23 protein-coding genes are annotated in these 25,143 nt (G+C 73.2%); 16 read left to right on the forward strand and 7 right to left on the reverse strand.

Annotated features, from left to right (window positions below):
* Nucleotides 1–102: 102 nt before the first annotated feature.
* Entirely contained in the window at nt 103–1,152 is a 1,050-nt protein-coding gene (locus tag ACGFYU_RS00430; protein ID WP_393824996.1) for an AI-2E family transporter, read from the forward strand.
* Nucleotides 1,142–3,211, forward strand: coding sequence for a prolyl oligopeptidase family protein (locus ACGFYU_RS00435; RefSeq protein WP_393824997.1), 2,070 nt, complete (start codon nt 1,142–1,144; stop codon nt 3,209–3,211). Before ACGFYU_RS00430 ends, ACGFYU_RS00435 begins: the two co-directional genes overlap by 11 nt.
* A gap of 41 nt (nt 3,212–3,252) precedes the next feature.
* Here ACGFYU_RS00435 and ACGFYU_RS00440 read toward each other — a convergent pair whose 3' ends face one another.
* Entirely contained in the window at nt 3,253–3,948 is a 696-nt protein-coding gene (locus tag ACGFYU_RS00440; RefSeq protein ID WP_393824998.1) for a TetR/AcrR family transcriptional regulator, read from the reverse strand.
* Between the two features lie 127 nt (nt 3,949–4,075).
* Between ACGFYU_RS00440 and ACGFYU_RS00445 the strand changes: the two genes are divergently transcribed.
* The 7 genes from ACGFYU_RS00445 to ACGFYU_RS00475 all read left to right on the forward strand — a co-directional run bounded on the left by ACGFYU_RS00445 (nt 4,076) and on the right by ACGFYU_RS00475 (nt 11,754).
* A complete protein-coding gene (locus tag ACGFYU_RS00445; RefSeq protein WP_393824999.1) occupies nt 4,076–5,749 on the forward strand; it encodes an amidohydrolase in 1,674 nt (557 codons plus the stop codon).
* A gap of 137 nt (nt 5,750–5,886) precedes the next feature.
* Nucleotides 5,887–7,500, forward strand: coding sequence for an ABC transporter substrate-binding protein (locus ACGFYU_RS00450; protein WP_393825000.1), 1,614 nt, complete (start codon nt 5,887–5,889; stop codon nt 7,498–7,500).
* Nucleotides 7,497–8,465 (forward strand): ABC transporter permease, encoded by a 969-nt coding sequence (locus tag ACGFYU_RS00455; RefSeq protein WP_393825001.1) that lies wholly within the window; start codon nt 7,497–7,499, stop codon nt 8,463–8,465. Before ACGFYU_RS00450 ends, ACGFYU_RS00455 begins: the two co-directional genes overlap by 4 nt.
* Nucleotides 8,462–9,337, forward strand: a complete 876-nt coding sequence (locus tag ACGFYU_RS00460) for an ABC transporter permease (RefSeq protein WP_393825002.1) — start codon at nt 8,462–8,464, stop codon at nt 9,335–9,337. The genes ACGFYU_RS00455 and ACGFYU_RS00460 overlap by 4 nt, the downstream gene beginning before the upstream one ends.
* The gene (locus ACGFYU_RS00465) at nt 9,334–10,368 is read left to right on the forward strand and encodes an ABC transporter ATP-binding protein (RefSeq protein ID WP_393825003.1); all 1,035 of its coding nucleotides are present in this window, start codon (nt 9,334–9,336) and stop codon (nt 10,366–10,368) included. Before ACGFYU_RS00460 ends, ACGFYU_RS00465 begins: the two co-directional genes overlap by 4 nt.
* Nucleotides 10,365–11,231 (forward strand): ATP-binding cassette domain-containing protein, encoded by an 867-nt coding sequence (locus tag ACGFYU_RS00470; protein WP_393825004.1) that lies wholly within the window; start codon nt 10,365–10,367, stop codon nt 11,229–11,231. Before ACGFYU_RS00465 ends, ACGFYU_RS00470 begins: the two co-directional genes overlap by 4 nt.
* A 61-nt stretch (nt 11,232–11,292) precedes the next feature.
* A complete protein-coding gene (locus ACGFYU_RS00475; RefSeq protein WP_393825005.1) occupies nt 11,293–11,754 on the forward strand; it encodes a hypothetical protein in 462 nt (153 codons plus the stop codon).
* A 14-nt stretch (nt 11,755–11,768) separates the two neighbouring features.
* Here ACGFYU_RS00475 and ACGFYU_RS00480 read toward each other — a convergent pair whose 3' ends face one another.
* A complete protein-coding gene (locus ACGFYU_RS00480) occupies nt 11,769–12,734 on the reverse strand; it encodes an endonuclease/exonuclease/phosphatase family protein (RefSeq protein WP_393825006.1) in 966 nt (321 codons plus the stop codon).
* A 423-nt stretch (nt 12,735–13,157) separates the two neighbouring features.
* On the opposite strand from ACGFYU_RS00480, the gene ACGFYU_RS00485 reads away from it, so the two are divergent.
* Nucleotides 13,158–13,838 carry a hypothetical protein gene (locus tag ACGFYU_RS00485; RefSeq protein WP_393825007.1) on the forward strand — a complete coding sequence of 227 codons (681 nt, stop codon included), beginning with the start codon at nt 13,158–13,160 and terminating at the stop codon, nt 13,836–13,838.
* Here ACGFYU_RS00485 and ACGFYU_RS00490 read toward each other — a convergent pair.
* Together ACGFYU_RS00490 and ACGFYU_RS00495 are read right to left on the reverse strand one after the other, a co-directional pair.
* Nucleotides 13,835–14,434: a hypothetical protein gene (locus ACGFYU_RS00490; protein ID WP_393825008.1), complete on the reverse strand. Its 600-nt coding sequence runs from the start codon at nt 14,432–14,434 to the stop codon at nt 13,835–13,837. The two genes, ACGFYU_RS00485 and ACGFYU_RS00490, sit on opposite strands and share 4 nt — an antisense overlap.
* A gap of 89 nt (nt 14,435–14,523) precedes the next feature.
* On the reverse strand, nt 14,524–16,524 hold the full coding sequence (locus tag ACGFYU_RS00495) for an RICIN domain-containing protein (RefSeq protein WP_393825009.1): 2,001 nt from the start codon (nt 16,522–16,524) through the stop codon (nt 14,524–14,526).
* A gap of 407 nt (nt 16,525–16,931) precedes the next feature.
* Between ACGFYU_RS00495 and ACGFYU_RS00500 the strand changes: the two genes are divergently transcribed.
* The gene (locus tag ACGFYU_RS00500; RefSeq protein WP_393825010.1) at nt 16,932–17,273 is read left to right on the forward strand and encodes a MazG-like family protein; all 342 of its coding nucleotides are present in this window, start codon (nt 16,932–16,934) and stop codon (nt 17,271–17,273) included.
* Between the two features lie 129 nt (nt 17,274–17,402).
* Here the strand turns inward: ACGFYU_RS00500 and ACGFYU_RS00505 are convergent, their stop codons facing one another.
* Nucleotides 17,403–18,596 carry an MFS transporter gene (locus ACGFYU_RS00505; protein ID WP_393825011.1) on the reverse strand — a complete coding sequence of 398 codons (1,194 nt, stop codon included), beginning with the start codon at nt 18,594–18,596 and terminating at the stop codon, nt 17,403–17,405.
* A gap of 44 nt (nt 18,597–18,640) precedes the next feature.
* Between ACGFYU_RS00505 and ACGFYU_RS00510 the strand changes: the two genes are divergently transcribed.
* The gene (locus ACGFYU_RS00510; protein ID WP_393825012.1) at nt 18,641–19,000 is read left to right on the forward strand and encodes a hypothetical protein; all 360 of its coding nucleotides are present in this window, start codon (nt 18,641–18,643) and stop codon (nt 18,998–19,000) included.
* A 48-nt stretch (nt 19,001–19,048) separates the two neighbouring features.
* Here the strand turns inward: ACGFYU_RS00510 and ACGFYU_RS00515 are convergent, their stop codons facing one another.
* Nucleotides 19,049–19,945, reverse strand: a complete 897-nt coding sequence (locus ACGFYU_RS00515; protein WP_393825013.1) for a sigma-70 family RNA polymerase sigma factor — start codon at nt 19,943–19,945, stop codon at nt 19,049–19,051.
* 44 nt (nt 19,946–19,989) lie between these two features.
* A complete protein-coding gene (locus ACGFYU_RS00520; protein ID WP_393825014.1) occupies nt 19,990–21,099 on the reverse strand; it encodes a hypothetical protein in 1,110 nt (369 codons plus the stop codon).
* A 147-nt stretch (nt 21,100–21,246) separates the two neighbouring features.
* Between ACGFYU_RS00520 and ACGFYU_RS00525 the strand changes: the two genes are divergently transcribed.
* The 4 genes from ACGFYU_RS00525 (at nt 21,247) to ACGFYU_RS00540 (ending at nt 25,116) form a co-directional block, all read left to right on the forward strand.
* Nucleotides 21,247–21,915 carry a response regulator gene (locus ACGFYU_RS00525; RefSeq protein WP_393825015.1) on the forward strand — a complete coding sequence of 223 codons (669 nt, stop codon included), beginning with the start codon at nt 21,247–21,249 and terminating at the stop codon, nt 21,913–21,915.
* A gap of 134 nt (nt 21,916–22,049) precedes the next feature.
* The gene (locus ACGFYU_RS00530) at nt 22,050–24,119 is read left to right on the forward strand and encodes a histidine kinase (protein ID WP_393825016.1); all 2,070 of its coding nucleotides are present in this window, start codon (nt 22,050–22,052) and stop codon (nt 24,117–24,119) included.
* 132 nt (nt 24,120–24,251) lie between these two features.
* Nucleotides 24,252–24,515, forward strand: a complete 264-nt coding sequence (locus ACGFYU_RS00535; RefSeq protein WP_393825017.1) for a hypothetical protein — start codon at nt 24,252–24,254, stop codon at nt 24,513–24,515.
* 166 nt (nt 24,516–24,681) lie between these two features.
* The gene (locus ACGFYU_RS00540; protein ID WP_393825018.1) at nt 24,682–25,116 is read left to right on the forward strand and encodes a hypothetical protein; all 435 of its coding nucleotides are present in this window, start codon (nt 24,682–24,684) and stop codon (nt 25,114–25,116) included.
* Nucleotides 25,117–25,143 lie beyond the last annotated feature (27 nt).

The following is a 25,143-nucleotide window of genomic DNA, read 5'->3' on the forward strand; positions in this document are numbered from 1 at the left end:
TCCAGCCCCGAACCCCTGCCGGGGCCGGGCCGGACCGGCGCGGACGGGCGAATACGCCCTCCGGCGCGTGCCATCACCGGCCCCGGGTGGCAGCCATGGGTCATGCCGCCGGTGTCAGCGTTCCTCCGTACGGCCGCCTCCTACGCCTGGCGGCTGCTGGTCGTCGGCGCCGCCGTGTACGCGGTCTTCGCGGTGCTCGGCCGCTTCCACGAGATCGCCGTCGCGCTCTTCCTCGGGCTGGTCGTCACCGCCGTGCTCGCGCGCCCCACCCGGAGCCTCGCGCGCGTCGTCCCCAGGTCGCTGGCGGTCGCCCTGTCCCTGATCGGCAGCGCGCTGCTCGTGCTGGGCGTCCTGGCGTTCGTCGGCGAGGCGGTGGCGGGGGAGAGCACCACCCTCGTCCGGGAGTTCCGCGCGGGGCTGGACAGCATCGAGGAGTGGCTGGAGAAACCGCCCTTCCGGCTGAATCCGCAGGCGCTGGGCGACATTCAGTCCCGCATCGGCGCCTTCCTGTCGAGCCACCGCTCGACCCTGCTCAGTACGGCGCTCAGCGGGGCCGGACACCTGGTGCAGGTGCTCACCGTGCTCGCGCTCGCGGTCTTCGCCTCCGTCTTCTTCCTGCACGGCGGCGACCGGCAGTGGTCGTGGTTCTGCGCGCAGCTGCCCGAGGGGGCGCGCGAGCGCGTGGGGATCGCCGGGCGCGCGGCGTGGCGCACCTTCACCGGCTACACCCACGGCATCGTGATCGTCGCGGCGACCAACGCCGTCCTGGTGGGCCTGGCGCTGTACTTCCTCGGGGTCCCGCTGGCCGTGCCGCTCGCGCTGCTGGAGTTCTTCGCGGCCTTCGTCCCCCTGGTCGGATCGCCCGTGGCGCTGGCGGTCGCCGCGGTGGTGGCCCTCGCCGCGAAAGGGCCGCTGATCGCCGGGGTGGTGGTCGCGCTGATCGTGGTCATCGGCCAGATCGAGGGCCATCTGCTGCACCCCCTGGTGATGAGCCGGGCCGTCCGGCTGCACCCGCTGGTCGTCGCGATCTCGGTGGTGGCCGGGGCCATCGCCGCCGGAGTGGTCGGCGCCGTGGTCGCCGTCCCGCTGGTCTCGGTGACCTGGTCGGTGCGCACGGCCCTGCGCGGGGCACAATCGGCGGATGAGCGATGAAGACCCCTCCGCGGCCCCGTCCCGGGACTCCGCCGCGGACCCCTACCTCTGGCTGGAAGACATCACCGGCGAGGCCGCCCTCGGCTGGGTCCGCGAGCGCAACGCCGAGACCGTGACCGCGCTGGCCGGGACCCCCGCGTTCAAGGTGCTCGAGAGCGGTGTCCGCGAGGTCCTGGACGACGACGGCCGGATCCCGTACGTCGCCCGCCGCGGCCGCCACCTCTACAACTTCTGGCAGGACGCCGACCACGTACGCGGGCTGTGGCGGCGCACCACCCTGGAGGAGTACCGCAAGGACCGGCCCGCCTGGGAGCCGGTCCTGGACCTGGACGCGCTGGCCGGGGCCGAAGGCGAGAAGTGGGCCTGGGCGGGCAGCCGGGTCCTGGGCCCCGAGCACCGGCGCGCCCTGGTGATGCTGTCGCGGGACGGGGCGGACGCCTGCGTGGTGCGCGAGTTCGACCTGGAGACCCTGGAGTTCGTCGAGGGCGGGTTCGAGGTCGCGGAGGCCAGGACCACCATCGGGTGGATCGACGACGACCGCGTATGGATCGGCACGGACTTCGGTCCCGGCTCGATGTCCGAGTCCGGCTACCCGCTCCAGGTACGCCGCTGGCGCCGCGGCACGCCCCTGAAGGACGCCGAACTCGTCTACGAGGGCAGGCCCTGCGACATCTCCGCGACCGGCTGGCACGACGACACCCCGGGCTTCGAACGGGACTTCGTCCACCGCCAGATCGACTTCTGGAACGGGGAGCTGTTCCTGCGCCCGCGGGACGGATCGGCCGCGGAGCCCGAGAAGATCGACGTACCGGACGACGCGGGCGCCTCCGTCCACCGGGAGTGGCTGCTCGTCGCCCCGAAATCGCCGTGGCTGGGCCACGAGGCGGGCAGCCTGCTCGCCTTCGACTTCGACGCCTTCCGGGCGGGGGAGCGGGAGGCGGCCGTGCTGTTCACGCCGGACGAGCACACCGCGCTCGCCGGCTGGAGCTGGACCCGCCACCACCTGATCCTCACCACCCACGCCGACGTCTCCTCCCGGATGGAGATCCTGACCCCGGGACCGGGCCCCGACGGCTGGCTCCGCGCACCGCTGGCCGATGTACCGCCGCTGTCCACGGCCTCCGTCACCTGCACCGATCCGGACGTGAGCGACGAGTACTTCCTGAACGTCTCCGGCTACCTCCAGCCGTCCACCCTCTACCGGGGTACGGCGGGCGGAGGCGCGGGCGAGAGCGTCAAGCAGGGCCGGGCGCTGTTCGACACCGCGGGTCTGGCCGTACGGCAGTACTTCGCGCTCTCCGCGGACGGCACGCGGGTCCCGTACTTCGTCGTCGGACCCGAGGACCGGCCGGGCCCCGGGCCCACCCTCATGTACGGGTACGGCGGCTTCGAGATCTCGATGGTCCCGGGGTACAGCGCGGTCACCGGCCGGGCCTGGCTCGCGCGCGGCGGCACGTACGTCGTCGCGGGGATCCGCGGCGGGCACGAGTACGGGCCGAGCTGGCACAAGGCGGCCCTCGGCGCGGACCGGGTCCGGGCGTTCGAGGACTTCGCCGCCGTCGCCCGGGACCTCACCGCCCGCGGTATCGCCACCCCCGCCCAGCTGGGCATCGAGGGCGGCAGCAACGGGGGCCTGCTCATGGGCGCGATGCTCACCCGGTACCCCGAGCTCTTCGGGGCCGTCGTCTCGCACGTGCCGCTGATGGACATGCTCCGCTTCCACCGGCTGCTCGCGGGCGCCAGCTGGATCGCCGAGTACGGAGACCCCGACGACCCCGCCGACCGTCCCCACCTGGAGGACATCTCCCCCTACCACCGGGTGCGGGCGGAGGGGGCCCCGTACCCGCCGCTGCTCCTGCTGACCTCGACCCGCGACGACCGGGTCCACCCCGGTCACGCCCGCAAGATGGCCGCCCGGCTGCGGGAGCACGGCCATCCCGTCCTCTTCCACGAGCACATCGGCGGCGGCCACTCGGGCGCCACCGACCACGGCCAGACCGCCTTCAACGAGGCCCTGGTCCACACCTTCCTGTGGGAGCGCCTGACCCCGCGGCGGTGAACTCCCGTCCCCGCCGAGGCAGCGCTCTCGGCGGGGACCCGCTACGCCCGGCGGAGCGTCTCGACCCGCGTCTCGATCGCGGTGATCAGGGCCTCGACCCTGGCCAGGAAGATCTCCTCCTCCGTCACCCCGGCCAACTCGGCACTCAGCCGGGTGATGTGGGGGAACCCCGCCGGGTCGACCATGCGGTACTCGCGGTTCCAGGAGGCCTCGTCCGCCTCCCGGATGTCCGGGGGGAACAGCAGGTAGGCGGCGCGCTGGCCGACGAAGGCGAGGAGCGAGTCGCCGACCATGCGGTAGTGGACGGCCGCCTCCGCCCCGTCGAGCCCCGCCTCCGTCACCGCGCCCAGGATCAGCTCGACGACGCGGAACTCGTTGGACCTGCGGGTGGTCCGGCTGGCCATGGTCGAGCCGACCACCGGGTACTTCAGCGCGACGTCGAGGGAGCCCGCCGCGAGGGCGCGCAGCCGGTCCTTCCAGCCGAGGCCCTCGGGGATGCTGTCGAGCACCTCCCCGAGCGTGCGGTCGGCGACCGACAGCAGCAGCTCGTCCTTGTCCCGGAAGTGCCGGTAGATCGCCGTGGGATCGGCGCCGAGCTCCTCGCCGAGCCGGCGGACGGTGAAGGCGTCCTCGCTGCCGCGAGCCGCGATGCGCAGGCTCGCTTCGATGATCGCGTCGGGGGTGAGCTGGCTCCCCGCGCGCTTGGACCGGGCGGGACCGGCGGATGGCTTCGGCATGGTGCGGCCAGTGTATCGATGGGGAACACACCGGGCGCAACACCGTTGACAACAACGTTGCGCTCCCGTTCACTCCTCCTCAACAACACGCCGAGCGGGTCCGCCCGCCGAGCCGGAGGACGCGTCGATGCGGAAGAACACCAGCCAGCGGGCCGACACCGTTTTCGTGGGAGGGAAGGTCTTCACCGGCACCGGGCCGGCCCCCGTCGAAGCGGCCGTCGCCATCGGCGGCGGCCGGATCCTCGCCGTCGACGACGAGGACGCGGTGCGCGCACTCGCCGACGCGGACACCGAGGTCGTCGACCTCGCCGGCGGCCTCCTCCTCCCCGGATTCCAGGACGCCCACGTCCACCCGGTGGTCGCCGGGGTCCAGATGCTGGGCTGCGACCTCAGCGGGGAGCACTCCCTCGACGACTACCTGGCGGTGGTGGCCGCGTACGCCCGGCAGCACCCCGGAACGTCCTGGATCCGCGGGGGCGGCTGGTCGATGGACGTCTTCCCCGGCGGCACGCCCACCCGGGCCATGCTCGACCGGGTGGCGCCGGACCAGCCCGTCCTGCTCGGCAACCGCGACGGCCACGGGGCCTGGGCCAACACCGCGGCCTTCCGCCTCGCCGGCGTCGACCGGGACACCCCCGACCCGGTGGACGGCCGCATCGAGCGGGAACCCGACGGAACTCCGGCCGGCACCCTCCAGGAGGGCGCCGTGGAGCTGGTGGCCCGTCACGTCCCCCTCGCGACACCGGACGAGTCGTACGCGGGCCTGCTCGCCGCGCAGGAGCACCTGCTGTCCCTCGGGGTGACCGCCTGGCAGGACGCCATGATCGGCGCCTTCCCCGGCCACCCCGACAACTTCGGCGTCTACGTGCGCGCCGCCCGCGAGGAGGCCCTGCGGGTACGCGTCGTCGGGGCCCTGTGGTGGGACCGCGAACGCGGCCTGGAACAGATACCCGAGCTGGAGGAGCGCCGCCGCACCGGCCGGGTGGGCCGCTTCAACGCCACCAGCGTGAAGATCATGCAGGACGGCATCGCCGAGAACTTCACCGCCGGCCTCCTGGAGCCCTACCTCGACGGCTGCGGCTGCGCCACCGCGAACTCCGGGCTCAGCTTCGTCGATCCCGAACTGCTCGCCGAGGCGGTGTCCCGGCTCGACCGCTCCGGCTTCCAGATCCACTTCCACGCGCTGGGGGACCGCGCCGTACGGGAGGCGCTCGACGCGCTCGCCGCGGCCCGCGCGGCCAACGGCGAGGGCGACAACCGCCACCACCTCGCCCACCTCCAGATCGTCCACCCCGACGACATCGGCCGCTTCGCGAGCCTGGGGGCGGCCGCCAACATCCAGGCGCTGTGGGCCGCCCACGAACCGCAGATGGACGAGCTGACGATCCCCTTCCTGGGTCCCGAACGAGCCGCCCTGCAATACCCGTTCGGAGACCTGCGGAGGGCCGGGGCGCGGCTCGTCGCCGGCAGCGACTGGTCGGTGAGCAGCCCCAACCCGCTGTGGGGCATCCACGTCGCCGTCAACCGCGTCGTGCCCGACGGGGTACCCGGTGAGGTGCCCGGCAAGCCCTTCTTCCCCGAGCAGGCCCTGACCCTGGCCGAGGCGCTCACCGCCTACACGGCGGGCAGCGCGTGGGCCAACCACCTCGACGACGTCACCGGCACCGTCGAGCCCGGCAAGTACGCGGACCTCGTCGTCCTCGACCGCGATCCCTTCGCGTACCCCGCCGAGGAGATCGCCCGGGCCCGGGTGACCCGTACGTACATCGACGGCGAAGCCGTCTTCACCGCCGCGCGCTGAACGGCGAGGCCACCGGCCGGGCCGCCACCGGCCGGTCGCCGCGCACCCGCATCCCCGCCCAGCTCACCTCAGGGAGCCAGACGATGTCATCAGCCCGACCGGGATCCCCCCGCCGCCGCAGAAGGATCAGGAACGCAGTGGCAGCCGGGCTCGCCGCGGCCGCGGCGCTCGTCACGAGCGCCTGCAGCGGCACCGCGCACCCGGCCAAGGACCGGGCCGCCAACTACCGGCTCACGGACAGGACTCCCGCCGCCACCGGAAACCTCGACTCCTTCACCTGGTCGATCTACGCCGAGCCGACCACCATCGACTACGCCTACTCGTTCGACTTCCCGCCGAACCAGATCCTCTCCAACGTCTGCGAGAGCCTGCTGCGGTGGAACCCCGACCTGACGACCTCGCCCAACCTCGCGGCCTCGTACGCCAACCCCACGCCCACCACCTGGGTGTACCAGATCCGCCCCGGCGTCCGCTTCCACGACGGGACGGAGCTCACCGCCGACGACGTCGTCGCCTCGCTGCGCCGCAACCTCGACCCCGGGACGGCCAGCGTCTGGGCCAACCAGTACAAGAACGTGAAGTCCGTCGACCGGACCGGACCGCTGGAAGTCACCGTCACCCTGGCCAAGCCGGACTCCACCTTCAACAAGTACCTGGCCGCCGGCCCCGGCACCGTCGAGTCCGCCGCCACCCTCGCCAAGTCCGGCAAGGACTACGGCAATCCCCAGACCGGGGTGAACTGCACCGGCCCGTTCTCCTTCGCCTCGTGGACCTCCGGCCAGTCACTCACGCTCAAGCGGTTCGACGACTACTGGAACCCCGAACTGAAGGCCAGGTCCGGCCAGGTGAAGTTCGTCTTCCTCACCGACGCCACGACCCGCGTCAACGCCTTCCAGAGCGGTGAGGTCGACGGCGGCTGGATGGTCCCGCCGAACGCGTACGCCCAACTGGGCGCGACCCAGGCCGGAACGCTCTACTTCGGCCGCAACACCACCGTCGCGGACGAGGTGGTGAGCAACCTCAAGGGCCCCCTCGGCGACGCCCGCGTACGCCGGGCCCTGCTCATGGCCATCGACCGCGAGGGCATCGTCAAGGCCGGCGCCGGCGGGGTCGGCGAGGTCGCCGACTCGCTCGTCACCGACAACCTGTGGGCCGACGCCCCCGCCGCGACCCGCGAAGCGCTCCTGAAGGAACTGCCCAAGTACCCCTACGACCCGGCGAAGGCCAAGGCGCTCGCCGCGGAGGCCGGGGTCGACGGCCAGAAGATCGTGATCGCGACCAGCCCGCTCGACTCCCAGACGACCATCATCACCCAGGCCGTCGCCCAGGCCGCCACGGCCATCGGCCTCAAACCGCAGATCGACTCCGTCTCCGCGGAGAAGTACACGACCCTCTTCACCGACCCGGCCGCGCGCGAGGGCATCGACCTCTTCCTCACCTTCTGGTACACCTCCATCACCGACCCGCTGGACATGTACGGCTCCCTGCAGACCGGCGCGTTCAGCAACTACGGCGGCTGGTCCGACCCCGCCTTCGACCAGGCCGTCGACCGGGCCGTCGCGGCCTACGACCCCGCCGGGCACGCCGCGGCCAACGCCGAGGCCCAGCGGATCGCCCTGAGGGAACTGCCCTGGCTGCCCCTGTACACCCAGCCCGTCAGCGTCTTCCTCGGCAAGCGGATCACCGGCGTCCAGCCGTCCATCGCCTACCTCTACCACCCCTGGGCCGCCGAGATCGGAGCCAAGGGATGACGCCCGCGGTGGCCCGCGCCGGACGGGTGCTGCGCCGCCTGGCCGGCATGGCGGCGACCCTGCTCGTCACCTCCTTCCTCGTCTTCTCCTCCCTGTTCCTGGCGCCGGGGGACCCCGTCGCCTTCCTCGTGAAGGGGCGCAGCCCCGGCCCGCAGGAACTCGCCGAGATGCACCGCCAGTACGGCTTCGACGAACCCTTCCTCGTCCGGTACTGGCACTGGCTCGAAGGGGTGCTGCACGGCGACTTCGGCCGCTCGTACCTCTTCCACCAGGACGTCTCCGCGGTCATCTGGTCGCGCCTGCCCTCGTCCCTGCTGCTGATCGGCGTGTCCGCGCTGATGATCACGGTGTTCGGCATCGGGGCCGGGATGCTCGGCGCGCTGCGCCGCGGCACCCGCACCGACCGCTCCCTGATGCTCCTGGTGACGGTGGGCGCCGCCGCGCCCGCCTTCGTCGCCGCGCTCCTGTTCCGCTCCGTGCTGGGCGTGCGGCTCGGCTGGTTCCCGACGATCGGGAACGGCACCGGCCTCCTGGACCGGCTGCACCACGTCGTGCTTCCCGCCGCCGCCCTCTCCGTCACCTTCGTGGCGCTGGTCACCCGCGTGACCCGCTCCGCGATGCTCGACGAACTGCGGCGCGAGCACGTCGAGGTCGCCCTCAGCCGGGGAACACCCCGGCGCACCGTCATCCGCCGCCACGTCCTGCGCAACGCGCTCGGACCGATCGTGACCGTCTCCGCGCTCCTCGTCTCGGGAATGCTGGTCAGCACGGCGATCGTGGAGACCGCCTTCGGGATGTCCGGAGTGGGATCCCTGCTCGTCCAGTCGGTGGACCAGCTCGACTTCCAGGTCGTCCAGGCGATCGTCCTGCTCGTCGTGGCCGCCTTCGTGGTGGTCAACGCCCTCGTCGACCTCGTCCATCCACTGATCGATCCGCGCATGGCGGCGGCGGGGAGCGCACGATGACCGCACCCACCACCACGCGGGCCGCCCTGGCCCGCCGCCCCCTCACCCGGCTCCGGCGCCTCGGCGGCGGCCGGCTCCAGCGGGCCTGCCTGCTGCTCCTCGTCCTGTTCGCCCTCGTCGCGCTCCTCGCGCCCTGGCTCGCTCCGCAGGACCCCACCTTCGGACACCTCGGCGACACCCTCCTCGGCCCCGGCGCCGCGCACTGGCTGGGCACCGATCAGGGCGGCCACGACACCTTCTCCGCCCTGATCGCGGGCACCCGCACGAGCCTCGCCGGACCCCTCGCCGTCGTCCTGTCCTCCACCCTCGTCGGCATCGCGGTCGGCCTGTTCGCCGCCTGGCGGGGCGGCCGGCTCGACACCCTGACCGGCCGGATCCTCGACATCCTGTTCGCCTTCCCCGCCCTGCTGCTCGCGATCCTCGCGGTGGCCCTGTTCGGCAAGGGCATGACGGCCCCCGTCCTCGCCATGGCGATCGCGTACATGCCGTACACCGCACGGCTGGTGCGCACCCTGGCCGTACAGGAGAAGGTCAGGCCCTACGTGGCCGCCTACCGGGTGCAGGGCCACTCCGCCCTGTTCGTCACCGTCCGCCGGGTCCTGCCCAACATCGCCCCGACCCTGCTCGCCCAGTCGACGGTGAACTTCGGGTACGCGCTGCTCGACCTCGCCGCCCTCTCGTTCCTGGGGCTGGGCGTCCAGCCGCCGACCCCCGACTGGGGCGCCATGATCAACCAGGGGCAGGCCGCCGTGCTGCAGGGGCAGCCGCTGTCCGCGATCGTGCCGGCCGTCGCCGTCGTGCTGGTCGTCGTCGCCTTCAACGTCGTCGGGGAAGACCTCGGCGACCGGCTCGCGGGAAGGGACTCCCGATGACACTCCTGGCCTACGAGGACCTCTCCGTCACCCTGCCCCACACGGCCCGGCCCATCCTGGACGGCATCGGCCTGAGCGTCTCGGCCGGGGAGACCGTCGCCCTGGTCGGGGAATCCGGCTCCGGGAAGTCCGTCACCGCACGCGCCGCCCTCGGCCTGTTCCCCGCGGACGCCGAGGTCTGCGGACGGGTCCGCGTCGACGGGACCGACCTGGTCGGCGCCGACGCCGCGAGCCTGCGCGAGGTCCGGACGAACAAGGCGGCGATGATCTACCAGGATCCCCGCGCAGCCATCAACCCGGTACGCCGCGTGGGGGACTTCCTCACCGAACCGCTGCGCCTGGTCCACGGCTGGTCCAAGGACCGGGCGAACGCCAGGGCCGTCGAACTGCTCGGCGCGGCCGGCCTGCCCGACCCCGCCCGGCACATGCGCCAGTACCCGCACGAGCTCTCCGGCGGAATGCTCCAGCGCGTGGTGATCGCCGCGGCCCTCACCGCCGAACCCCGTCTGCTGCTGTGCGACGAGCCGACCACAGCCCTCGACGTCAGTACCCAGGCGGAGATCCTGGCCGTCCTGGGCCGGCTGCGGCGCGAACGCGGCCTCGGACTGCTCCTGATCACCCACGACATCGAGCTGGCGGCCGCCGTCGCCGACCGGGTCTACGTGATGTACGCGGGCCGGATCGTCGAGACGGCGCCCGTCGCCGAGCTCTTCGCCACCCCCCGGCACCCCTACACGGCGGGGCTGCTCGACTCCTCCCCGCCCCTGGAGGGCCCGCTCGACCGGCTGACCCCGATCCCCGGCGCCCCGATGGGACTGCGGGAATCGGCGCCGGGCTGCGCCTTCGCGCCCCGCTGCCGCTTCGCCGAGCCCGGCCGCTGCGACCGCTCCGCGCCGCCGCTGCTCCCACACGGTCCGGCGGAGGTCGCCTGCCACCGCGCCGCGGAACTCGACGGCCGCATCCGGACGGCTTCGCCCCGGACCGCTTCGCCCCGGCCCGCTTCCGTCCAGCCCATGAAGGAGGGCAATTGACCACCGATCTTCTGCGCGTGACCGGCCTGCGCAAGACCTACCGTACGGGCGGGACGCAGGTCGTCGCGGTCGACGACCTGTCCTTCACGCTGCCCGCGGGCGGCGCCCTCGGCATCGTCGGGGAATCCGGCTCCGGGAAGACCACCACGGCCCGGATGCTGATCGGCCTCGAACGCCCCGACGCCGGGGAGATCCTCGTACGGGGCCAGGCGCCGGCCGCCGGGGCCGTACGCGGCAGGGCCGCCCGGCTGGCCCGGGCCAAGGCCGTCCAGATCGTCTTCCAGGACCCCTACCTCTCCCTGGACGCCCGGATGACCATCGGCGCGACCATCGACGGCGTGCTGCGTCTGCACGGGTGCCACGACCGCGCGGAGCGGGCCGACCGGGCCGGGGAACTGCTGGCGCAGGTCGGCCTCGGCGACCGCGAGGCCGCCGCCCTGCCCCGCCACCTCTCCGGCGGGCAGCGCCAACGCGCCGCGATCGCCAGGGCGCTGGCCGTCCGGCCCGATGTCCTGGTGCTCGACGAGGCGGTGTCCGCCCTGGACGTGTCCGTCCAGGCACAGGTGCTGAACCTGCTGTCCGACATCCGGCGCGAGACCGGTATCGGGCTGGTCTTCGTCAGCCACGATCTGGCGGTCGTACGCTACGTCTGCGACGAGGCGCTCGTCATGTACCGGGGGCGGACCATGGAGCACCGCCCCGTCGCCGAACTCCTCGCCGATCCCCGCCATCCCTACACCCGGCTGCTGCTCGCGTCCGTGCCCCGCCCGGGGTGGGACCCCGACTCGATCGGCCGCCGGCGGCGTGCGCTCGCTCCGCTCACCCCGAAGGACATTTCCGCGATCCGCGTGAGTGGCTCATAATCAACCCCTTGCATGGCGCGAACTGACCAGCGCGCCACGTGCAGCACCACACGGGGGATCCATGAAGACCACGTCCTTGTCCACGTCCTCGTCCACATCGCTGTCCGCGCTCATGTCCGCCGTCCGCAGGAGCCGGATCGTCACCCTCACCGGGCAGGGCGCCGAGGACAGGAGCCGGCTCGCCACCGCCGTGGCGTGCCGGCTGCGGTCCAACTTCGTCGCCGGCACCGCCCTGGTGACGCTGGAACGCAAGACCGGCGAAGCGGACCTGACGGCGGCACTCTGCGCCCTCCCGGCGGGCGGAACGGCCGCGCCCGCCCCGGAGGAGCGGCCGGAGCTGCCCTGGATCACCGGCCAGGACCTGCTGCTCGTCATCGACGGCGGCCAGCACCTCACCGACCGGGCGGTGCGCCGGCTGCGCCACCTCCTCGCCCTCGAACCGGGCCTCCAGCTCCTCACCAGCAGCAGCCGGGCCCTCGGGCTCGACGGCGAGCGGCTGTTCCCGCTCCCGAGGGGAGGCTGAGACACCCGGCACGCTCACAGCCGCAACGAGGCCGCCACGGGCAGGTGGTCGCTGGCGGTCGCCGGCAGGGTCCATGCCGAGACCGGGGTGAGACCTCGGACCAGGATCTGGTCGATGCGGGCGAAGGGGAGGTGCGCGGGCCAGCTGAAGCCGAAGCCCGCGCCCGCCGCCTCGTGGGCGGAGCGGAAGCCCTCCACCACCGGGGCGAGGGCCCGGTCGTCCGTCGTGCCGTTGAAGTCGCCGACCAGCAGGGTGCGGCCGGCCGGGGCCGCGGCGAGCTCGGCGGCCAGCCGGCCCACCGCTTCGTTCCGGTTGGCGGTGGTGAATCCCGACGGCCTCACCCGTACCGAGGGGAGGTGGGCGACGTAGACGGTCAGGGGGCCCTTGGGGGTCTCGGCGGTGGCGCGCAGCGCGACCCTCCACGACGTCACCGGCACCCGGGCCGGGTCGCGGAGCGGGTAGGTGCTCCACAGGCCGACCGTGCCTTCGACCACGTGGTACGGGTGGGTCGCGGCCAGCGTCCGCTCGTACTGGCGCACCGCGGGCTGGACGAGCTCCTCCAGGGCGATCAGCCGGGCGCCCGAGGCGACGAGGGCGCGGGCGGTCCCGACCGGGTCGGGGTTCGCGTCGTCCACGTTGTGCGTGACGACCGTGACATCGGCCGTGCCGCCGGTCCCCCTGTCGAGGAGCGCGGGGGCGTACAGCGCCGCCCAGGCCAGCGCCGGGAGCAGGACGGCGATCAGGGCGACGCGCGAGCGGCGTACGAGTCCGGCGGCGGCGAGCGGCAGGACCGCCGCGCCGGTCCACGGCAGGAAGGTCTCGACGAGGCTGCCGAGGTTGGCGCCACCGTTGGGGATCCAGCCGTGCAACGGCATCACGAGGGCGGTGAGCACGCAGAGCGCGGCGATGACGCGGCCCCGGCGGCGGCCGGGGGCACGACGGCCACGAGGGGCGGCGCCGGCGCGAGCGGTCTTCGTCACGGGCGGCTGCCCCGCCACCGGGTGACGGCGCGGGGCGGTCGACCCCGGTGGGCCGCGGGCTCCCGGTGGGCCGCGGGCTCGGCACCCGCAGGCGGGCACTCCTTGACGATCACGTACACGGTCATAACCTGCATGACGCGCACGGGGCCCCCGCAGTTCTCGACTCCGGTCCCGGTCGAATTCCAGCCTCGCCGGCGTGTGAGGCGCGGGGCTCGGTGCGGAGCACCGGTCCTTTGAGCCGCACCGGCACGTCCGGCCGCGCCGGGCGCCCCGGCTCCGCGCCCGTCCCCGCCCCGACCGGGTGAAATCGGCCCCCTGCCGACACCACGGCCCCTGGCCGTACGCGCGCCGCGCCTAGGATGGCGCGGGCCGCCGTTGGCCGGTACGTCCACCATCACGAGCCCCTGGAAAGGGAGTTGAGACATGAGGAAGCAGCACCTACGGGTCCTGGTCGCGGTCGGGGTCCTGGCGCTGGGAACGACCGGCACGGGAACCGCCCAGGCGAGCTCCGCGAGCTCCGCGTCCTCCGCGTCCTCTCCGGGCTGCCCGGCGCAGATCTTCGCCACGAACAACACGGCGGTCATCACCGACCCCGCGGACCCGCGGCTGAAGACCCGCCTGACGCGCTTCGAGCACGAGGTGCGCGGGATCATCCGCACCCACGGCGCGCGGCCCGGCTCCTCGACCCTGCTGGACGGAGTCTTCTGGTCCGGCGAGCTGAAGCAGACCACCTACGAACGCTCGCGCGAGTTCGACGTCAACCGGGTCGGCGCCGAGGGCCTGCACCACATCGCCGACGTCATCCGCAAGCAGTACGACCAGGAGTCGGTGCTGACCTTCCGCTGCCTGCCGCGGAGCTCGCCGGACACCGACGCCGTGGAGATCCAGGCCCCGGGCGTCAGCCCGACCCGCCTCCACGACGCCCTCGTCGCCGACCCCGAGGCCCGTGAACGCCTGGGCGGCGGTTCGGTCACCGTCGACGGCCGGCTCGTCCTCATCGCCCCGCTCGCCGACCTCCCGCTCGCCCAGAAGCTCACGGCGTCCCTCGGCGTCGACTGGAACACCGCGGAAGTGCGCTACGGGGACGAGGAGTTCGTGGGCTAGCGATGCGCTCGGCGGCGCCGCAGCAGGACACCGACGGCCGCGCCGGCCAGGGCCGTTGCCGCCACGCCCGCCGTCGTCCACCAGACGGTGGGGTCCGTGGAGGCCTCGGTGGCAGGCGCCGGTGCCTGAGTGGGCGTGGCTGCCCGGGTCGGTGCCTGAGTGGGTGCGGACGACGGTGTGGCGGGGCGGGGATCGGGGGTGCCGGTGGCCGGTGCCGGGTCCACCACCGGTACGCCGACTTCGCGTTCGCCGTGCCCGAGGGCGGGGAAGCCCACGTCCACGGTGACCTTCCAGGTGCCGGGCGGCAGGGTCTCGGCCGTGGTCCAGCCGGCCGGCGCGGCGGCGGGGTCGCGCACCAGCCGCCAGGGCCCCAGGGTGCGGGCGCCGTCGGCGCTGACCGCGTTCACGGTGGCGGCGACCGCCTCGTCGATGGCGTCCTCGTCGTTCTCCCAGGTGAGGTCGGCGGTGACGTGGCCCTGCCGCTGCCCGGTCACCACCACCTTCACGGTGTCGCCGTGGGCGTGTGCCGCGGCGGGGGACAGCAGGATCAGGCCGACTGCGGCCAGCAGGGCCTGGACAGCGATTCGTATGCGCATCGTGGCGGTGCTCCGGGTGGGGTGAGGGGCCGGCGGACGGCCGCGCGACGCGGCCGTCCGCCGGGGTGGACTTCAGTGGGCCGGAAAGGTCAGCCGACCTTCTGCACGGTCCAGGTCTGCGCCGGGCTGCCGTCCGCGCGCTGGAGGTCGAGCAGCCAGTTCCCGTAGTAGGGGCGGCTGCTGACGGTCAGGGCGAAGCCGCCGCTCTGGTCGGTGACCGTCACCGCGCTGCCGCGGGAGGTCAGCTTCCAGGCCTGTGCACCGGCGCCGCCGCAGGGCTGCTGCGCGACCCACATGCCGGCGGCGGGGGCGCCGCCCGGTTGCAGGCACTTGCCGGACACGGCTGAGCGGATGCGGACCAGGCCGTTGCCCGCGTCGTCGAAGTACCACTGCTGCTGGGCGTACCCGTTGGACCGGGCTCCGACGAGCACGGTGCCGTCGGCGCTGCGCCCGCCCCAGACCTCGGCGGCCATGCCGGTGCTGCCGTTGCCGAGGAGGTACCGGCTGCCGGGGGTGGTGGCGCCGCCGCCCGTGCCCTTCGTGCGGAAGGAGGCGGCCTTGCCGGGACCGCTGTCCCGGCCGGCGCCGTCGCGGACGGAGACGGCGACCGTGTACGAGGTGTCGGGCCGGAGGTTGTAGACGCGCAGCACCGGGGACTGGACCCACGCCAGGTGCTTGCCGTTCAGCAGCACCTGGTACCAGGCGGCGCCCTCGGCCTTGGGCCAGCTCACGACGACGGAGTCCGACTGGATCTGACCAATCGTCACGTCCGGTCCGCCAGTGGGCTTCTTGGTCGGGGTGGGCGTCGGCTTCTTGGTCGGCGTCGGAGTCGGGTTCGGGTTCGGATCGGTGCCGCCCCCGCCCTTGTTCCGCATCAGGAACTGGTTGTCGGCGATGTTCCAGTGCGTGGCCAGGTAGCTGCCGGCCTTGGGGCTGGTGTGGAAGTAGTCGTCGTGGTTGCAGTCCAGGATGTTCTCGGACGCCTGGTTGGTGCAGACGTTGCGCATCTGCGGGTAGTACGGGGTGTCCGAGTAGCACATGACGTCCCACTCGTCGGTGCAGTGGGCGCCGCGGCTGGTGTTCGGGGCGCTGTTGTTGACCGCGCCCAGGTTGTGGCCCAGCTCGTGCGCCGCGGTGTGGCCGCCCCAGCAGCCGGAGTCCGTACGCCCGTAGGAGGGCCCGAAGTTGCTGAGGTTGGTCTGGCCGGGCCGCTCGTCGCCGTTGAAGGTGCCGATGCCGCAGTAGACCTGGGTGTCCGCGAAGATCATGTACTTGCGGTCGCGGCGGTCGAGCCCCTTGCCGGCGAGCGCGGAGTTGGTGGCGCTGAACTCGGCCAGCGCGGAGTCCGGGAGCTCGATGTTGAGGACGGTCGGGGTGCAGTCGGCGGCCGTCACGTAGCGGATGTGGCGGACCCCGCCGGTCTCCTGGGCGCTCGTCGCGTAGATGAGGTCGGCATCGGCCGCCCACTTGCGGAACGAGGCCACGTACTCGGAGTAGCGGTCGCGGCCGGGGCCGTGGACGTAGACGACCTGCACGCGGTTGCCGGTGCTGCCGTCGCCGTCGCACTGGACGGTCTGGCCCGCGGGGCCCGCGGCGACGGCCTGGCCGGTGGCCGAGGGTGCGGGCGCGGCGCCCTTGTCGGCGGCGCGGGCGGCGTCGGCGGCGGGCGCGTCCTGCGGGCGCCCACCGCCCTCGCCGGTCGCCGGGTCGTCGGCGGCGGGGCGGGCCGGATCGGCGGCGGGCGCCGATGCCTTGACGGCCGGCGCGATGTCCTTCGTGATGTCGACGCCCTTGGGCGGGGCGTCGGGGCCGTGGGTGCACTGTCCCGCGCCGGTGCGGTAGACGCCGGCGCATCGGTCGCCCTTCGGCGCGGGGGCGAGGCCGTCGTAGACCATGCCGCGCGCGCTCTCGTTGGCGGGTGCGCTCGCGAGGGGTTCGGGCTCCTGGTCCCGGGCGGGCGCGGCGGCCGGTGCGGCGGCCTCCGCACCCGCTTGTACGGAGACGGCCTGGGCGCCGTCGCCCAGGCCGGAGTAGGCGATGCCGGCGGCGATCACCGCCGCCGTGGCCATGGCGGCGGTGACGAGTATCAACCGCCGGGGTTTGCGGCGGTGTTCACGCCGTCTGCGTCGTCCTGTCATGGGCACCTCAAGTCCGTGTCGGATGAGTGGGTGCGCGGAAGCCTGCCAGACGAATGCGGCGAAGAATTCGGACAAAGGGGAGCGCGCTTCGAGAAATCGTTCCGTTACCTGTCCGCAAAATCTGACGAACTCTCAACTATCAATAAAAACAGCCGAGTTACGCGCGTCACGTGTCATTGGTCCAGGCCTTGTGAAGGCAGTCGTTATCAAATCGAGATAAGGGCGGTATCCCTATTGACGGGAATTCAGTCAGGGATTCATCTAATTACTACCTGTCGAATTCCCTCCGTCACGACCCGTGAGGGAGGTGATGCCCGATAGGGTGCCGGATCTGCCCGAACAGGAAGGGACCGCACGCCGTGACCACTCCGTGGGACACCATCAGCGCCCTGGCCGACCGCTTCGACGCCGCCGACGCCGCGCAGGGACTCCAGCCCGAGGAGAGCCACCTGCTCCAAGTCCTCAAGATCGGCGAGGAGTTCGGCGAGGCCGCCCAGGCCGTCATCGGCGCCAAGGGCACCAACCCCCGCAAGGGCCGCTCCCACTCCTGGGAGGACGTCCACGACGAGGTGTGCGACGTCATCATCACGGGCATGGTCGCCCTCGCCAGGATGCGGCCCGACGCGGCGGCGTACTTCACGGACCAACTCCGACTGAAGGCGGGAAAGTTCCTGCCCGCCCCGGAGCAGGCGGGCGGCTGACCGGCCCCGCGCGCCCGTCGCGCCCGTCGAGGCGGATCATGGCCGCCCCGTGTTCACCCCCACGGCCTACATGGTGCGACGTCCCCTCCCGCCTTCGGGCGGGAGGGGGGCCGGAGCCGCACCCGGTGCTCAGGCCTCGGCGGTGCGTACGGGGCGCCGGAGCAGGTAGAGGGCGGCCGACGTGACGAGTACGGCCATGCAGCCGATGAACACCAGCCCCGCGCCCTCCAGCCCCAGCGGATCCACCAGTACCCCCACCCCGATCACCGGCACCGAGATGCCGGCGTACGCCACCACGAACAGCGTCGAGATCACCGCCGCCCGCCGGTCCGGAGGAGACGCCGCGGCCACCGCGGCCAGCGCCCCGCGGAACGCGAGCCCCTGCCCGCCCCCGCCGACCAGCGCACTCAGCACCACCAGCGGCAGCAGATCCCACGCCAGCGCCCCCGCGAGCAGTGCCAGCCCGGCGAAGAGCCCGGCGCACCCCAGCGGCAGCGAGCGCCCCACCCCGACCCGCCCGACCGCCAACTGCCCGGCGGTCGAGGCGAAGAAGGCCAGCGCGACGACCAGCCCGCTCACGGCGTGGTTGTGCACGTCCAGCGACTGCGCGAGGAAGGCCGGGCTGACCGAGGTGAACACCCCGAACAGCGCGAACCCCACGAACGAGGCGATCGCCGCCGGCCCGAACACCGTCCGCACCTGTGCGGGCAGCCCGGGCCGTTGCGGCCGTACGGTGCTCAGCGGCCGCCGCTCCCGTACCGTCTCCGGCAGCCGCAGCAGGACGGCGGCCGAGCCGGCCACCAGCGCGAGGTGCACGGCGAACGGCAGGTAGAGCGGCTGGACCGCGTACTGCGCGAGCACTCCCGCGAGCAGCGGACCGCAGCCCAGCCCGCCCATGTTCGCGGCCGTGGCGACGAACGTGGCCCGCGAGGTGCCGCCGTGCGGTGCCAGCTCCATCACGTAGGCCGTGGCGGCCCCGGTGAACAGGCCGGCGGACAGCCCCGACAGCAGCCGCCCCGCGTACAGCCAGTTCAGCCCGGTGGCGCACAGGAAGCACACGGCGCTCGCCGCCGCGAACCCCAGGCCCGCCAGCAGCACCGGCCGCCTGCCGACGGCGTCCGAGGCGTTGCCGGCCAGCAGCAGCACGCCGATGACCCCGAAGGCGTACACGGCGTACACCACGGTCACCATCAGCTCGGAGAAGTGGAACTTCTCCTGGTAGAGGCCGTAGAGGGGGGTCGGCAGCGTGGTGCCGGCCATGCACACGGCGAACACCGCCCCGCTGAGCAAGCACTGGCGCCACCCGGGGCGATCACCGTCCATGCCGCCGACGGTATCCCCGCACACCGCCCCACTCCCGGCCCGACGTGCACGGCGCGCCGTGGCCCCCCGCCCGCGACGTGGTGATGTGCGGCCTGCCCCGCGTCGGGAGAGCCGGCGGCATCGCGCGCGTCGACACGCCCCGGCTGCTGATGCCGGCGCAGGTGCGCGCCGTACACGGCTTCCTGTGCGCGGTGGACGTCCCCGCGCTGATCCGTGAGCGCGCCGCGCTGGTCGAGGAGGCGGGCGTGTACTCCTTCCGCATGCGCGTCGGACAGCCCGACGGCAGCGTCAGGACCATGAGCATGGTCGAAGACGGCTCCCTGGCCGAGAGCCTGGAAGGCGTACGGGGCTTCTACGCGCGCGCCGCGGCGGCCGGGAACGCCGTCGTCAAGGAGATCTCCTGACGCGTGGCCCGGCCGCCGCACACCTCGGGGTCGTTCGGGAGCGTCGGCTCAGCCGTCCAGCACGCCGAGGTCGATGCGCGCGAGGCGCTCCGGGTCGGTGAGGATGTCGAGCGCCGTGATCCTGCCGTCCCGGATGGTGAACGCCATGACCGAGAGCAGCCGGCCCTCCGCAGACCGGGAGACCACACCGGGGGTGCCGTTGACCAGGACCCGTTGACCGGACTCCGCGAACCGGGCGAAGGTGATCGCCTGGGAGGCGACCTCGGCCGCGCCGCGCCGCAGGACGCTCGGGAGCAGTGTGCCGCCGTCGGAGCGCGCCACGATCTCGGGGTCGAGGAGGGCGACCAGGGCGTCGAACTCCCCGCCGCGCGCGGCGGCCAGGAAGGCCTCGACGACCGTACGCATCCGGGCCGGATCGGCGTCGGGAGCGGGAGCCGCGCCCTGGACCCGGCGCCGGGCGCGACTGGCGAGCTGCCGGGTCGTGGCCGCCGTACGGCCGAGGACGGGGGCGATCTCCTCGAAGGGCACGGCGAACATGTCGTGCAGGACGAACGCGAGGCGCTCCGCGGGGGAGAGGGTCTCCAGGACCACCATCAGGGCGATGCCGACGGAGTCGGCCAGGAGTATCTCCTGCTCGGGGTCGAGGCCGTCCGCCCTGCTGACGACCGGGTCGGGGAGGTGGATCCGCCCGTCCTGGTCGTGCAGCGGATCCTCGCGCCGCGTGGTGCGCGAGCGCAGCATGTCCAGGCAGATCCGGCCCACCACCGTGGTCAGCCAGCCGCCCAGGTTCTGCACCTCGTCCGCGTCCGAGCGGCTCAGCTTGAACCACGCCTCCTGAACGGCGTCCTCCGCCTCGCTGAGCGATCCCAGCATCCGGTAGGCCACGGCCCGCAGATGCGGGCGGTGTTCTTCGAAGCGCTGTGCCAGAAAGTCCTTCTCGCTCACCTGTCACGTCCCCGTGTGATGTTCCGTCAGTGCTGTTTGGGACCCTAACCGACCGGTTCAACAGACGTTCGTCTCCCACGAGACGGGAAGACGATCTTGTCACGCGGAGCCAGGACTTCAGCCGTGCTCGGGGTGACGGCGGCGAGGGCCGCGGCCAGGACGTCGGCGCCGACGGGGGTGAGCAGGCGGCCCCGGTGCGCGTGCGGTTCGCCCAGGCGGCGCAGCAGCACCATGTCGACGCTCTCCCGGCCCCGGGTCAACGCCCCCAGGACGTCCTGGGCGAGGACGCCCTCGGGCAGGGTCCGAGCCGCGCCCGCACGGTCCAGCAGGTCTGCGTGGGCCGCTTCGTCCGCGGGGCTCAGCAGGCCCTCCAGGCGGGCGGCGCGCGCCGTGACGCGCAGGCCGAGGGCCAGGGCGTCGCCGTACCGCATCCGCTCGACGCCCGGGCCGCGCACGGCGCGCGCCACGGTGTCCCCGTAGCGCAGGGCCGAGCCCGGCCCCCGTTCGAGCGGATCGTGGCAGACGAGGGCTGAACGGGCCTGTACGCACAGGGCGATGAGCGAGGCCAGGACGACGGGGTCGTACCGGCCGTCGGGCCGCATCCGGAAGGCCACCTGCCCGGCCGAGGCCGGCACCACGGCCAGCACCTGGCGGACCGGCACGCTCAGCCCGGCGCGGACCGCCCGCGCGGGCAGCGTGCGCAGGAACTCCAACTGGACCCGGACCAGGACCGGGGCGGCGGGCCGGCCGGAGGTGCCGGCCACCGAGAGGGCGGTGTCCGCCATGGCCCGCAGCGTGGTCGGGAGCCGGACGACGGCCGGGCGGGCCCCGTCACGGCACAGGATCCGGTCGGCGGCCGCCATGACGCGGCTCCCGCCGAGCGCGACGACCACGGTCCCGGGGCGGACCCGCGGACGGCCACCCCCATCGCCGCCGGGGCCGGGCCACAGTATGCCGGTCGGCGCGGCGTCGCCGAGCAGGCGCAGCACGCGCGCGGCGTGGGCCCCGGGCAGGGCGGGGTCGGTGACCAGGGCGATCCGGCTCGGGGCCGACGCCCACAGGATCCCGGTCAGTTCGTCCATCGAGCCGCCCCCGTACCGCACCTGCACGGGGAAGTGCACCGGCCCGGCGAGGAGGAATCGGTCGATGGCCACGGACGGGGCCCCCGAGGCCGATGTGGGGAGGGAGTACGCACACATGCCCCTCACGTTCCATGTGCCCGGAACCCAAGGACATGAGGCGCAGACCCCCTCCCGGCCCCGTTACCCATGGTGACGTTGAGTTACTGGTAGTGTCCATCCGTGCGCGAAGAAGACCGAACCGTTCCGCGTGTCTTGATCGTCGATGACCATCCCCTGTTCCGGGAGGGCTTGAAGGCCGCGCTGGAGAGCACCGAGGGCGCCGTCGTGGTGGCCGAGGCCGAGACCGGTGGCGAGGTCCCGGACGCCGTGGACCGGCACAGCCCGGACGTGGTCGTGATGGACCTCTCCCTGCCCGACGTCTCCGGCATCGAGGCCACCCGCCGCCTCGCCGCCTCCCACCCCGGCCTCCCGGTGCTCATGCTCACCATGTCCGACGACGACGGCAGCCTCCTCGCCGCGCTCCAGGCCGGCGCCCGCGGCTACGTCGTCAAGGGCGCGGGCTCCGAAGAGGTCCTGCACGCGCTGCGCACCGTCGCCGCCGGTGGCGCCGTCATCGGCTCGGACATCGCCGCCCGGCTCTCCGCCCTCCTCTCGGGCGGCCACCGGCGCGACGCCGAGCAGCTCTTCCCCTCCCTGACCTCCCGCGAGGTCGAGGTACTGGAACTGATCGCCCGCGGCCACGACAACCGGCGCATCGCCCGCGAACTCGTGCTGTCCGAGAAGACGGTCCGCAACCACATCACCCACGTCTTCGAGAAACTCCAGGTCACCTCCCGCGCCGAGGCCGTGGCCAGAGCCCGGGACGTGGGCCTGGGCGACGAGGACTGACCCGCCCGTCCGGCCCGGGGCCCACCGGGGCCGGACCGGGACACCCGCATCGTGCGCCCGGGACCCGCGGCGCACGAGGCTGGAAGCGGACTGCGCCGAGCGGACGGGGGCACGAGGAGGCCGAGGAGGCCGACATGCAGACAGCCCACCGGACGCCGGCGAGCGTCGCCCCCCGCTCGGGGCCCGAGATGCTGCCCGCCTACGCGGTCTGCGTCCTCACCATGCTCTCCGGCATCACCTGGGCCGTGCTCACCCTCACCCACCTCGGCCACCCGGCCCTCGCGGCCGTCAGCGTCCACCTCGCCGCCAACACCGTCCTCCTCGGCCTCGGCATCGCCCTGACCGGCATGGTCTTCGCAGCCCGCCGCACCGCACGCGTCCTGGGCGGGCTCCTGCTCTGCTCAGGCTGCGCGCTGACCCTGGCCCAGTCGGTGCCGTTGATCGCCGTCCTGTCCGGCGCGGGCCCGCGCGTCTTCACCGCGGTGATCTTCCTGGCGATGGCCGCCTACGCCCTCATCGGCGTCATCGTCTACCCCATGCCGCTGTGGCTGCCCAGCGGCCGCTTCCCCCGTGCGTGGGGTCTGCCCTACGTGGCCTTCACCGCCGTCTTCAGCGCGGCCCAGCAGTACTACACCTTCACCGACCCGGGCTTCACGTACTACGGGGTCCCCACCCCCCTCACGGGCGGCGGCTGGGCCCGCGTGGACGCCCTCCTCACCCCGTGGATGGAGAGTGCCAACTACCAAGTGCCGCCGATCCTCTTCGGTACCGGCGTGCTCATCATGGCGGTCCGCTGGCCCCGCACCCCGAAGTCCGACCGCCCCTACGCGATCCTGACGGTGCCGTACCTCCTGTGGTTCGCGGTGCTCTGCATCTACTCGTTCACCGACGCCCCCGAGGGCGTGAACGTGATCGCCCTCTACCTGGCCGCCGCGGCCTGGCCCGCGACCGTGGGGTACGTCCACATCCGCGAACGCACCTGGGCCCTGGACCGCGCGGGACGGCGCATCCTGACCGCCTTCGTCCTCACCTTCGCCCTCTTCATGGCCTACGCGGGCGGCGCCTTCGTCCTCTCCTACTTCGCGCCCGGCTCCCTCACCCCCGAGGCCGCCCTGATGGCCTGCTTCACCCTGCTCATCGGCGCCCTGCTGCGGCCCACCGCGCGCCGGGCCGCCCGTATGGTCGACCGCTACTACTACGGCGAACGCGCCCAGCCCTACCAGGCCGTACGAGAACTCGCCGACCGGCTCAGCCACGCACTCGACCCCGGCGACATGCCCCGACTGCTCTGCGACACGGTCGTGCACACCCTCAGGCTGCCGGGCGCCCGCCTCGTCCTGCGCACCCGGCACGGCGACCGCGAACTGGCCCGACTGGGCACGCCCGGTGCCTCCGACGAGGCCTTCCCCCTGGTGTACCGGGACAACGACATCGGTCACCTCCACGTCCCGCCGCGCGAGGGCGAACTCGCCCTCGACCAGCAGGACCGCGAGGCCGTACGGATCCTCGCCGACCACAGCGCCCCGGCCATCGCCTCGCTCCAGCTCCACGAGGACCTCCAGACGAGCCGCGAACAGATCGTGCTGGCCCGCGAGGAGGAGCGGCGCCGGCTGCGCCACGACCTGCACGACGGCCTCGGCCCGGCCCTGTCCGGCCTGCGCCTCCAGGTCGACGCGGCCCGTGCGGCCATACCGCCCGGGACCAGGGCCACCGCCTCGCTCGCCACCGTCTCCGAGGGGATCGGGCAGGCCATCGACGAACTGCGCCACATCACCGGCGGCCTCGCGCCCGCCGCCCTCGACGGCGCCGACCTGCCCCGCGCACTGCGCCAGCTCGCCGAACACCTGGGCCGCACCGTGCACATCGGGGTCAGCCTCGCCCCCGAACCCTTCCCCGGCCTCCCCGCGGCGGTGGAGGTCGCCCTCTACCGGATCACCGCGGAGGCCCTGAACAACGTGGTCCGCCACGCGCACGCCGACCACGCCCACGCCCTGGTGGTCCTGACGCCGGAGGCGGTGACCCTGGAGATCCGCGACAACGGCGGCGGGTTCCCCGAGGACGCCCACGGCGACGGCGACGGCGGCGTGGGCCTGCGCTCGATGGCCGAGCGCGCCGAGGAGCTCGGCGGCACCTTCAACCTGGTCACCACCGATGCGGGAACCCTCGTACGGGCGGTACTGCCCCGCACGACCGGCACCGACTAGGACCGCCAAGACGGGACCACGGTCGGGTCACCTGCCCCATGTGCCCGGGACACGGGCCTTCGTACGTTGATGGTCCGAAGCCCGAACGGGGCTCGGAGAACCAGAAGGAAACGAAGGAAGAGGAACCCCATCATGTACGCAAAGATCGCGCGTATCGCACCGGTGGCCGCTCTGGTCACCGCCGGACTGCTCCTGGCGGGCCCGGCCGCGACCGCGGCCCCGCAGCAGGACTCCGCCGCCGTTTCGGTGCAGCAGCACCGGCCCGCCGGCAAGCACGGCCCGTACTCCAGCGAGAGCTCCTGCAAGAGCGCCGGAAAGAAGGGCCAGTCCCAGGGGCACTGGCGCCACTACTACTGCAAGTACGAACCTCACAAGTGGTGGCTCTACACCTCCTGACCGGAGGCCGCCCCCCTCACCGCCGGGTCCGGGACGCCAGTCCCGAACCCGGCTCTCTCATGCCCGGTTCCGGCCCCCGGCACATCGTGATCAGGCCGCCACTGACAGCGGCGCGGAGCGCTGCGGAGGGTGTTGATCCGGCCGACCGGAGTGGGAACGTGGACCTGTGCCTGCGCTCCGACAGCTTCACGTACCCGGGGCCGCGCTGGGGCGGGCACGCCAGGGGGCCGTCGCAGAACACAGCGTGCTGGTGACCGGGGCGCTGCGGCGGACAGCCCGGGGCGAGGCCGTCGGCGGGTCCGGAGAGGATCTTCAGGCGGCCGAACTGGCCGCGGCCGTCGGGTTCCTGCAAGGGCCCCGCAACGCGTTGCTGCGGCTGCTGCTCGCGCATCGGGTGGCCGCGTACGTGGTCACCTTCGTCCTCTCGTTCGGCCTCAACAAGGCGCTGGTGTGGAGCGGAGTGCTGGAATTCAGCCTGTGGGGCTGGCTGCTCTGGGTGCCGGTGTTCGCCGCGGAAGCCAAGCTCCGCCACGCCGGGCGACTGGGCCGGGCGCGGGTCATCGCCCGGATACAGGAGCGCCACGACAGCGTCGAAGGCTAGAACCGGCCGTTGCCGAAGCGCAGCGCT

The organism is Streptomyces sp. NPDC048337, assembly GCF_043201175.1.
GTDB lineage: Bacteria > Actinomycetota > Actinomycetes > Streptomycetales > Streptomycetaceae > Streptomyces.

Coding starts and splice junctions, on each gene's coding strand:
- ACGFYU_RS00505 (WP_393825011.1), bottom strand. CDS start 18,596: ATGGACGGTGATCGCCCCGGGTGGCGCCAGTGCTTGCTCAGCGGGGCG.
- ACGFYU_RS00460 (WP_393825002.1), top strand. CDS start 8,462: ATGACCGCACCCACCACCACGCGGGCCGCCCTGGCCCGCCGCCCCCTC.
- ACGFYU_RS00455 (WP_393825001.1), top strand. CDS start 7,497: ATGACGCCCGCGGTGGCCCGCGCCGGACGGGTGCTGCGCCGCCTGGCC.
- ACGFYU_RS00465 (WP_393825003.1), top strand. CDS start 9,334: ATGACACTCCTGGCCTACGAGGACCTCTCCGTCACCCTGCCCCACACG.
- ACGFYU_RS00435 (WP_393824997.1), top strand. CDS start 1,142: ATGAGCGATGAAGACCCCTCCGCGGCCCCGTCCCGGGACTCCGCCGCG.
- ACGFYU_RS00490 (WP_393825008.1), bottom strand. CDS start 14,434: ATGCGCATACGAATCGCTGTCCAGGCCCTGCTGGCCGCAGTCGGCCTG.
- ACGFYU_RS00530 (WP_393825016.1), top strand. CDS start 22,050: ATGCAGACAGCCCACCGGACGCCGGCGAGCGTCGCCCCCCGCTCGGGG.
- ACGFYU_RS00475 (WP_393825005.1), top strand. CDS start 11,293: ATGAAGACCACGTCCTTGTCCACGTCCTCGTCCACATCGCTGTCCGCG.
- ACGFYU_RS00485 (WP_393825007.1), top strand. CDS start 13,158: ATGAGGAAGCAGCACCTACGGGTCCTGGTCGCGGTCGGGGTCCTGGCG.
- ACGFYU_RS00535 (WP_393825017.1), top strand. CDS start 24,252: ATGTACGCAAAGATCGCGCGTATCGCACCGGTGGCCGCTCTGGTCACC.
- ACGFYU_RS00445 (WP_393824999.1), top strand. CDS start 4,076: ATGCGGAAGAACACCAGCCAGCGGGCCGACACCGTTTTCGTGGGAGGG.
- ACGFYU_RS00430 (WP_393824996.1), top strand. CDS start 103: ATGCCGCCGGTGTCAGCGTTCCTCCGTACGGCCGCCTCCTACGCCTGG.
- ACGFYU_RS00440 (WP_393824998.1), bottom strand. CDS start 3,948: ATGCCGAAGCCATCCGCCGGTCCCGCCCGGTCCAAGCGCGCGGGGAGC.